Genomic DNA, 10,101 nt, shown 5'->3' with positions numbered 1-10,101 from the left:
CGGCATCGTGCTGGTATACTGTGTGGCAGAACCGAAAACGTAGTGGTCCGGGCAATGACACAACACTCTGTCCCCCGTGGCAACATAAGCCCGTCCTTCTTCGGCCCAGTCCTGCGCAGAAGCCAGAAGTTCAAAATAGCCATTACATTTGCTGCATGATGCTTTATCGCCGGTCCGGGCTATTGCTTTATTTCCTTCAAACCAGGACGCCGTTGCCGAAATAATTTCTCCGTAACTCGTTTTGTCGCCAAGGCAGGCCAGTGCTCTTGCCATTATTAATCCTTCAATATATAAGCGGTTATACTCACCGGCATCATACAACAATCACAACTTAACCCAAATCACTCGCTTCTGATTGCCGGTATAGTGCCTGAATGCGGCATATCTGGGAGGAGCTGTACCCTGTCGCGTCTGCCGTTTCACGGATGCTCAGTTTCTTGACCTGCCGGTAGTACAGGACTTTCTGATGCCGTTCCTGATCGGCCTGTTTGCCCCGGTATTTACCCAGCGTATGCGCCCGTTCAATTCCCTGTTTCTGCCGCTGGCGGCGACTCAGCCAATCTTTATGCGACATCGCGGCCATCAGGTCGATAAGCATGTTATTGATGGCGGTTATCACCGCACGGGTGACCGGGTCAGCCTGCGAAGGGGTTTTATCTGACAGCGCTTGCCATGAAGTGGGAACATCCAGACTGACAATCCGCAGCTCGTGTTGTTCTATCTGCTTTTTCAGCGTTATCCAGTCGCTGTTGCTCAGACGTGTCAGGCGGTCTATCTGCTCGACCAGCAAGATATCATTGCGGTGACTGTCCATCAGTAAGCGTCCCAGCTCCGGGCGGTCAAGTTTTGTACCGCTGATGTTCTCCCGGTAATAGCTGGCGATTTTATGCCCCCGTTCCTGGACGAACTGCTCCAGCATCTCTTTTGCCCGATCGGCGAACTGATCTTCCGTCGATGCCCTCAAATAAGCCCTAATGAACATTTTTTCACCACGTTATCGCATTTAGGTTATTGCATTTAATCTATCGCATATAGGTTATGTCATTCATCGTATTCCGTCACATTTTGATTATGGCGTCAGGGTACACCCTACTGCGATGGGTAGGCCAGTTCAAAAAACAGGCCTACCGTACAATAATTCGCTATATCCAAACTGCCCCCATTAATATCCGTCACTCAATCGGTCGTTTACGTGACTACCTCCGCCGTTACTGGTTGCGGAAAAAACCAGGTTTCCGGCGGAGAACCCCTATATATTACGCATTACTACACAATTGTGTTCAATATCATCCTGCCAACTAAAGGTAATATAATTATCTGACTTAGGCCACTTGATTATTATATCCCTTGGCCTGTATACGGAAGTTTTCAAAGAAGGAAAACTTGATTCATTAGGAGCAACAAAAAATAACATAAATCTTATTTTCATTATATTAAATTCAATGGCACTGACATATCCCATTTCGTCATAATAGGGGTGTATTTCTAAAAATGAACTGTCTGGTGTAATGTCTTCATCAATCTCAATAATACAATATAAACCCGTTCCTTTTAACCAATACATTGGATTATCAAGCATTTCGACTATAGAGACATCTATAGATAAATACCCTGACATTCTGACGTTATTCAATTTAATATAGCCTGCTATTGCGAGGTTTATCGTTGTTTTTAACATCCATCTTTCAATGTCATGGCCAGAAAATAATTCTTGACGCGGCTTTCCACAATCAGCCTTAGTATATTCCTTTATCAATTCAAAAAAATATTTTGCAGATTCATCTAACGGACTGAGAGCGCTATTGTGTTTAGTGCAAAGACATTTAGATACTAAGTTTTTAACGGTTATTGTCTTTTCATTATCACCGTGACATCCGGATAATTTTATTTTCCCACTTTCACTTAAAACTTTAAGTACTGATTCTGAAATAATATGCTCACGAGAAAGAGGAGATACACAGGAATTAAGTTCATTCAAATAACACTTTTCAAGTGATGTATTAGGGGGTAATTTTCTTAGACCGAGTTTTATAGGGGGCTTATTCCATTTGCCATTTTTATAACAGCATTCACTGGCTTGCTTTCCTGAACTGCAGGGACATAGTTCCTTTTTCTGCTGGTTTTTAAGTGCGGCTGCGGCCACTCGTTTACGTGGATCACCTGAAACTTTGCTTCCTTTTTTCTTTTTACTCACAGGAAAACCTCATGAAACAAATGAATTACTTATCCATCTCAGAAGAAGGTAGCGTAAATACGTCACCGGTTAAAGGGGTTTGAGGGCCAATGGAATGAAAACGTACTATAAGGGCTTCCCCGAACAGTCAACAGCCAGATGCAGGTTCCGCCAGATACGACGCCGTTCTTTGCCGTGTTTTTTGACTTTCCATTCGCCTTCACCGAAGACCTTCAGCCCGGTGGAATCAATCACCAGATGTGCAATGTTACCCCGGGTGGATGCTTTGAAACTGACGTTAACCGACTTTGCCCGCTTGCTGACACTGGTGTAATCCGGACACCGCAACGGAACGTTCATCAGGGCAAAAATGGAATCGATAAAGCCCTGTGCGGCTCGCAGGGTCAGTCGGAATAAGCGTTTAATCACCAGGACAGTCGTGATGGCAAGGTCAGAATAACGCTGCGGTCTTCCCCGGGATGAAGACGTTGCTGACTCATACCAGGCCTGAATAGCTTCGTCATCCAGCCAGAAAGTTATGGAACCACGGTTGATGAGGGCTTTGTTGTAGGTGGGCCAGTTGGTGATTTTGAACTTTTGCTTTGCCACTGAACGGCCTGTGTTGTTGGGAGGATGCGTGATCTGATCCTTCAACTCAGCAAAAGTTCGATTTATTCAACAAAGCCCACCGGCGCTCATGTCCGTGACGTTGTCGCAACATCCTATTGTCAATCTTGATGGTTCGATTTGAGTATGGAAGTGGTGCATTAAATGAAATTTTTTATGAATAACAATACGTTAATTGCGTGAAATATTTAGATACAAAAACCATTAACCATATAATGGAAATGATTATCATTTGTACTAGCATTTACATGCTGCAATTTCGTAGCAAATTTATGTAAGGGATTTATATGAAAAAGACAGGGCAACTTAAGAAAATGAACGCACCTAAATTGGTACGTGTAGCAGGTAAAGCCAGTAAGGTAACCAGGGGCGGCGCTGGCCCTGTTATCGAGTATTTTACAGCTGTAATGAGTGGACATAAATACGGTTGATTTAATAATTGTCTCACGACTTTATTCAAAGGCAGTTCATACTGCCTTTTTAAAAGGATTTAAAATGTTTGTTTTAAATGATAATTTTAAAATCTGTAGGTATTCTGATGATCTTATCATATTAAATATTATTAATGACAGCTATAGCATACTTGAAAATATAAATATCGAAGCGATAAGGCAAATTAATTTATCAATATTTAATAATTTTAATAAATTGATTGATGAAGGTGTTTTATCTAATACAGATACCCAGAGGTGTTGTAGTGAAAATGTTAATTTCTTGGAAGAGAGGTGGATAAAACCAACGACAAGAAAGACAAAAACAAACTTAATAAAACTCTTAATGACATATATAAAAATTAAAAAATGTGAAAGAATTCTAATAAAAAAAGGATTTAATGGGGTAATGGAATCTCTACGCAGAGAACGAAGAAACATTAAGTATAAACAAGAAAATTTAGTGTTCAATGAAAGTGCAATGCATCATTTAAACAAAGCTTATCCATATAGCAAAAATAATAGTAACTGCTTAACTTATTCATTCTGCCTAGCTTCAATGCTGACAAGAAAGAACTTTAATGCGAAGTTGATTATAGGTGTAAGAACCAAACCATTTTTTAGCCATGCCTGGGTAGAAATTAATGGAGTGGTCATCAATGATGATGTCGAAATTAGAAATAAACTTAGCGTTATCTGGGAGATTTAAATGATTTATATATATCCCACAAAACATAGCACTCCATACGACTTAGAGTCTTCTTATACAATAGAGACTAATGAGGCAGTAGAGAAAATGGAGTTTGAAAATAAAACATATTTATATTATGGGCTGGCTTTCAATGAAAAAGGGAATGTAACGTTAACGCAGTTAATCAAAAAAGATCCTACATTATTATTGAAAGATTGTGGTGGGGTATATGTACTGATAATTATAGATTGTTCTATTATAACTATATACAAAAGCATATATCGAGGGGTGGATATATTCTATAGAAAAGGTGAGGCGGGTTTTTATATATCAGATGAAATTGATAGTTTAATGGTAGGTAGGAGTAAAAATATAAACTCTGTTTTTTGTGAATGCTTTCTAAAAGGCGAGGTTAACTCTTATAATCTTACTCCTTTCGAGGGGGTGTTGCGTATCACCGGTGGGACGAAAACAACACTGAAAAACAATCATGTATCACAGGTCGCAATGATAACAAAGGTTAACTCACATTCATCAGTCTTAGAACAATTGAACATGACCTTGAATCACTTTACGAACAAGAAAAAAGTTGGTTTGTACTTGTCCGGAGGTTTTGACTCGAAGGTCATATTCCATAGTTTGTTGAAAAATAAGATTGATTTTGAAGTATTTCATTTTCTTCCATATGACTTTGAATCTGATAATGAAGTTAAAGTTGTCAAAAATTTATGTTTGTCACATAAAATACACCTCAATTTACTCAAGAGAAAACTCCATGATAATGATTTTGGGAGGGCTCAAGATAATATATCCACACCATACGATTTAAGCTTTGTTAAGGAGAGCACAAACGAGAATACAATTTATAAATCTTATCTCGATAGTGATGACTATATATTTTTGAATGGTCATGGAGGTGACTCTGTGTTTGTACAGAATCCATCCCGTAAGGTAGGCGTAGACTACATGCTTCAGGGAGAACCATGGAATGCTATGAAGAAAATGATTCAGTTTAGCACGTTGAAATCTTGTTCTTTATCAGGTGTTTTGAAAGATAATGTTCGTAGTTATTTTAAAACCAACCATAAAAATAGAAATGATTTCGAGCATCCTTGGCTCGAGACATTTAGACCCGGTACTGCCAGATATGAGCATCTTAGCCATATACTCTATATGACAGAAACAACACCTATTTTAGAATCGAATAAATCGCAAATGTTTAGCCCTATACTATCTCCAAATTTGTTTATGAAGTTTGTTGTCGAAGATTACGGGAGAAATTTTAACAACATTCATGACAGGGTTTATATGCGTGATATTGCATACCAAGCTTACTATGATCATAGTCTTTATGACATAACAAAGCGTTCTTCATCAGTTTTTGTTTTTCACGCTTTTCGTGCCAATAAAGATTTCATTTTACGTACTATTAATGAGGGATCTGTAGCTAATTTGCTAAGTTTAGATAAAAGCAATTTAACAAAATCTCTAAATTATAATCTTACTGTTGGATTTGATGAAAACACAGATTTGATAATTAACTTACATAGAATTCAATGCTTTTATGATCTGATTATCGACGGTGAAGCCAATGCATAGCATGTTATTCATTTTATCTACCTTGTCATCTAAATGTGATAAAAAAGCTGTCAGGTGGTTTATCATCGTCATCGTTTTCTCTTTCCTGTCGGCATTCCTTATGGCTTTATTGCCTTTAATATTATCCCATTTGACGGGGCTTATTGAATCAAAAGATAACGTACATTACGAGGCCATTCTTTTGGGGTTTGTTTATGTAAGTATTCTTTCTGCACAAAAACTCATAGGTTTCATATCCTTATACTTGCAAAGTTCAATAAGAATAGAATCAATTAAAGCGCTCTCACAGATATATTTTACCGCATTGTTTACCAATAATGAAAGTATATCAGCAGATGAGAATACTGGTTATGTCACACAAAAATTAAATCAAGCCAGTAATGAACTTTATACTTTGATTAGAAATCTTACCATGTCCTTATTATCACCTTTTTTACAAGTGTTTTTTTCACTTTTCATTATATTCAGAACGGGTGATTTTTTTGTGGGTTCTGCATTTATTTTATATACTGTTTCTTTTATTTCAGTTAGCCAATTTTATAATAAAAGACTTCTGGAATTCCGACAAAAGCTCATGGATACAGGTGTTAAAACATATAGCAAACTCACTGATTGTGTGAAAAATATGCCCGCAGTAAGAGCTTGTAATTCTTTTACTTTTTTCTTTCAACGATTTGATACTTCTTTAAATGAAGATGCAGTTTCACAGTACGATTATTGGCGGTTGAATTTCATATATCTGCTGTCTTGTTCCTTTGTCAATATACTTTTTTTTGGTGGGGCATTAATTTACACTATAATCTCAGTTATTGATGGCAGTGTATCATTTCCTCACTTTATACTAGTAACATCTTATATAATAGCTCTTTCTTCCCCTTTGGAAAATCTTAGTGAGATGCTCACTGAAATCCGTCACTCAGTCAATGTATTGTATAAATTTCTTGCCGAATCATGTAAGGAGGTCGTAGGTAGCGATAGTACATTGATGCCTTCAAGTAATGAAATTACACTGAAAAATATAAATTTCTATTATCCAGATAGCAATGTTAAAGTGCTAGACGATGTGAGCATTAGTATAAACTCAGGTGAGTTTTTCACTATTACAGGAAAGAGTGGTAGTGGGAAATCTACATTAGTGAAAATTATTTCTGGGCTCCTTACTCCTAACTCAGGTTATGTAATTTTTGGTAATTCAAAGGCATCTTCTATTTCACAATTTGCTTTGAATGATTTCTGCTATTTTGTTACTCAAAACGAACGGGTTTTCATGGATTCAGTACGATTTAACCTACAAATAGCAAATCCTAATGCAAGTGATGAAGAGCTACTATTAGCCCTTTCTATGGCGAATTTTCCAAATGATAGCCCACTCTCGGATAATTCAATTTTAGACACATTGCTCGGAGATGAAGGGATGACACTTTCAGGCGGTCAGCGACAACGTCTTTCCCTGGCTCGTCTTTTTTTAAGAAAACCATCCGTTATCATTCTTGATGAAATCACATCATCTCTAGATGTTATTAATGAATTTGAAGTTATCAAAAATATACGTTCATTCTTTAAAAGTGCCACCATAATCAACATTAGCCACCGCGTTTCTACCTTTCAGCATTCTCAGAGAGTTTGTGTATTGGATGCAGGTACTGTTGTAGATGTTGGAACATTAGAATCCCTGAAAGGAACCTCTGAATACATTTCACATATTCTGTGTGAAAGCCCCATTCCCAGTCGAAACGCAACAAAATGGTAGTGTAAGTATCCCAGCAAAACGGCCCATTCACTTTTAGAGGTCTTCCGACATACTAACTATGTCCCCTATTCGCGGGTAGGATCAGTCACAGGTTGGTCATGGCTGCTGGACAGGCATCCACACGCTGACCTGTCACGCTTTCGGGCAGATTGGGGTTTCCCCCCAGACTGCCCAACTTTCTCAGGGCACCCTCAGGAAAAACGGCCCTGACCACACCATCTGTCTCTATTTTAACGTCACAAGCACCATATCTTGTGGTTTTTTGCTTTTAAGGGTGGTTTTTTTTCTGTTGACGTCAAAGGGAGGTATTTCCCGGTGGCTGCGATATAATGACTTTGGATTCAGGGGCTTGCATACCGTCTGGTCCGGTCGGGCGGCAGCGACGGGGCGTTGCTGACCGCCCTATCCCCTCCTCCGCACGTTGGGCTTTTTCCGGTATAGCGGAAAACTCCCCAAAACGACCGATCACCATTTTGGTATTTATTCCGCTCGATCGCGACGCGGATTTTCGGCACACTGTGTTTAATCACAGGATAATCGCCGCCGGAAGCCGGCTCTGCGACGCAGATTGCGGAGATTAAAAAATTGAGCCTAATCCCTCACGAAAGTTTTCAGAATTCACGTAGCGTCACCAGTGGCTATTTTAACTACGACGACGCCCTGGCCCTTCGCCAGATGGCCATGACCGCCGGCGTCGGGATGCCGCACTACCTGCTCGCCCCGGAGGTGAGCCAGCTTTTGCCCTACCTGCGGGATCTGACCCAGCGGCTCTTCGGGGAAACGCTGTGGAACACCGGCGCCCGCCTCAACGAATGCCTGGCCCTCACGCCGGCGCACTTTAACCTCGACAACGGCTCGCGGCCGTTCGTGGTGATCAAAACCCTCAAGCAGCGCACCCGCGGACGCGGGCGCCCCGAGGCTGGCGAGCAGCTCAGCCGCATCGTGCCGCTGTTCGATGAGGCGTACGTGCAGCGGCTGCGGGAGTATTTTCAGACGTTCAGGCCAAAGAAGAACGAGCCTATCTGGAACGTCAAGAGTGACGAGACGCCGCGCAACTGGATCCGCGCCGCGGTCCGGCGGGCTGAAAGTGACAGTGTCACGTTTTCGTTAGCGACCATTACCCCGAAAACGTTCCGGCACAGCTTTGCGATGCACCTGATCCAGTCCCACGTGCCGATGAAGGTGGTCCAGGCATACATGGGCCACGCCGAGGCCTCGAGCACGGAGGTTTACACCCGGGTATTTGCGCTGGACGTCGGCTATCAGCGGGAGGTGAGATTTACGGTGCCGGTGAGCACGGTCGGGCTGCAGCGCATCGGCTGAGCCGCAATGAGGTTTATCTATTGTGAGGGATAATAGTCACCGGCGCGCACTCCCGGGAAGAAACGCTATGCGCACCGCGCCGCTGCGGGTAAAGTTGTGTATGACTCCTAATGCTTCTTCTGTCGTTGTCTGAAAGGAACAATAAATGAATAATCCTATGCTTCCTAAGTACTTATATATCATTTTGGCCGCGGTGATGTTTGGCGGCGCTTTGGTTTGGGTCTTCAATAACGTCAATTTCTTCTCGTAGGATGGCCAGCCAGTGTGCGCGATTAAGTCCCATCGGTTGGGACTTTTCATTTTTGGTTTTCCCTGGTGAAGGCGTCTGGGCAGGCCGCGGCCTCCGGGGAAGTTCTACAGTGATTAAGTGATTTGGGTTCAGCTTGCTCTCTTCACTGCGTTAAGCGCGCATCCGACCCAACATTTATGTTCATTCTCTGCAGGAACAGCTCTCGGTGCGTAAGTGAGGATCGATGTTTGCCTATTTAAAGCTCATGTACCATCAGTCAAAAATTCAGGCCGAACTCAAGGCGCAGATGCCCGATCAGACGACGGTTAACGCTCTCTGCCATCATCCTGAATCTGTCAAAATCATTGCAGATTGTTCTGCGGGTGCTTACTACCGGCACCGAAAGGACGCTGCATTTCTGACAACCTGCACCATGCTTATGCGGACGGTGAAAGATGAATCCGTACCCAGGGCACTGCGACAGACTGCCTGGCGTTTATTGAACGAAAGGTACCAGAGGATTCAGCAGGACCAGGTTTACAGGACGGATAACTTCTTGCTTGTTGCCGATTTTGAATATGCCCTTGAAGAACACAATGCGTTAGCCGGGTAAAGCCTGGTCAGATACGCAGACGCGTGCAGTAAACGGTGGCGTTCACCTTCGGCGCGTTGGACAGTAAAGAGCCATCGCTCAGCTATAACAACTATGAGACCACAGCAGAGGGTAATAAAGGTGGAGCTTTTTCACGGGACACGTCAGCGGTTCGCACAGTTTGATGCGGCATTCAAGGGAACGGGTGAATCGGGCGATATCGACGCCTGCTGGTTCACCGATAATTTTAACGGGGCGCGCAGTCATGCCTTATATAAAAACCGAAACCCCGGCGCGCCGCTGGTGTACCGCTGCGAACTGATGCCGGAGGCACTGATTGCCGATCACTCAAAGCCCCTTGCCAAACAGCCGGCGATCGCCGAGCGGCTGCGGCGGTATACCTCGGTCGGACTAAGCTGCTCACTAGGGGAAGGCGCTGACTGGCACGCCCTGAAAATGCCGTTTTACCAGACTTACCAGGGGAAAATATTCTTCAATGGCCACCGGGGCCTCTCTAGTAACGAGGTCATTGCCCTCTACCTCTCCTGCGGAATACACGGCGTGTACGACTGGGAGGGTGCCTGGACCGACGGCTACCTGCAGGGCACCACTACCTGTAGTGACGCGCAATGATGATCGGCCGGACGCGCAATAAATGCACTTTCCCAAACCACATTACGTGAGAA

The 10,101-nt window shown here is 42.6% G+C and carries 10 protein-coding genes and 1 pseudogene; 7 read left to right on the top strand and 4 right to left on the bottom strand.

Annotated elements, in window-relative coordinates; translation table 11 throughout:
- From J8X26_RS27010 to J8X26_RS26995, 4 genes and pseudogenes are all read right to left on the bottom strand, one after another.
- The coding region (locus J8X26_RS27010; RefSeq protein WP_208952595.1) for a PAAR domain-containing protein at window positions 1–273 on the bottom strand (273 nt) is incomplete at its 3' end.
- A 58-nt stretch (window positions 274–331) separates the two neighbouring features.
- Window positions 332–982 (bottom strand): recombinase family protein, encoded by a 651-nt coding sequence (locus tag J8X26_RS27005; RefSeq protein ID WP_208952594.1) that lies wholly within the window; start codon window positions 980–982, stop codon window positions 332–334.
- A 267-nt stretch (window positions 983–1,249) separates the two neighbouring features.
- Window positions 1,250–2,194, bottom strand: a complete 945-nt coding sequence (locus J8X26_RS27000; RefSeq protein ID WP_208952597.1) for a hypothetical protein — start codon at window positions 2,192–2,194, stop codon at window positions 1,250–1,252.
- A gap of 126 nt (window positions 2,195–2,320) precedes the next feature.
- Window positions 2,321–2,827, bottom strand: a pseudogene (locus tag J8X26_RS26995) (IS5 family transposase); the annotation flags it as partial.
- A 260-nt stretch (window positions 2,828–3,087) separates the two neighbouring features.
- Here J8X26_RS26995 and J8X26_RS26990 point away from each other — a divergent pair.
- The 7 genes from J8X26_RS26990 to J8X26_RS26960 all read left to right on the top strand — a co-directional run bounded on the left by J8X26_RS26990 (window position 3,088) and on the right by J8X26_RS26960 (window position 10,048).
- Window positions 3,088–3,231 carry an acinetodin/klebsidin/J25 family lasso peptide gene (locus tag J8X26_RS26990; protein WP_208952593.1) on the top strand — a complete coding sequence of 48 codons (144 nt, stop codon included), beginning with the start codon at window positions 3,088–3,090 and terminating at the stop codon, window positions 3,229–3,231.
- A 64-nt stretch (window positions 3,232–3,295) separates the two neighbouring features.
- Complete coding sequence (locus tag J8X26_RS26985) at window positions 3,296–3,940, top strand: lasso peptide biosynthesis B2 protein (protein WP_208952592.1); 645 nt, start codon at window positions 3,296–3,298, stop codon at window positions 3,938–3,940.
- The gene (locus J8X26_RS26980; protein ID WP_208952591.1) at window positions 3,941–5,521 is read left to right on the top strand and encodes a hypothetical protein; all 1,581 of its coding nucleotides are present in this window, start codon (window positions 3,941–3,943) and stop codon (window positions 5,519–5,521) included. It abuts the gene before it with no gap.
- Complete coding sequence (locus J8X26_RS26975; RefSeq protein ID WP_208952590.1) at window positions 5,514–7,271, top strand: ATP-binding cassette domain-containing protein; 1,758 nt, start codon at window positions 5,514–5,516, stop codon at window positions 7,269–7,271. The genes J8X26_RS26980 and J8X26_RS26975 overlap by 8 nt, the downstream gene beginning before the upstream one ends.
- Window positions 7,272–7,856: 585 nt before the next feature.
- Entirely contained in the window at window positions 7,857–8,594 is a 738-nt protein-coding gene (locus J8X26_RS26970; protein ID WP_244370893.1) for a tyrosine-type recombinase/integrase, read from the top strand.
- 473 nt (window positions 8,595–9,067) lie between these two features.
- Window positions 9,068–9,436 (top strand): hypothetical protein, encoded by a 369-nt coding sequence (locus tag J8X26_RS26965; protein WP_208952589.1) that lies wholly within the window; start codon window positions 9,068–9,070, stop codon window positions 9,434–9,436.
- Between the two features lie 120 nt (window positions 9,437–9,556).
- A complete protein-coding gene (locus J8X26_RS26960) occupies window positions 9,557–10,048 on the top strand; it encodes a hypothetical protein (protein ID WP_208952588.1) in 492 nt (163 codons plus the stop codon).
- The last annotated feature ends 53 nt before the right edge of the window (window positions 10,049–10,101 follow it).

This window comes from Rahnella sp. ChDrAdgB13, from assembly GCF_017655185.1.
In the GTDB taxonomy this organism is placed as follows: Bacteria; Pseudomonadota; Gammaproteobacteria; order Enterobacterales; family Enterobacteriaceae; genus Rahnella; species Rahnella contaminans.
This window is presented reverse-complemented; position numbering and strand designations above follow the sequence as displayed.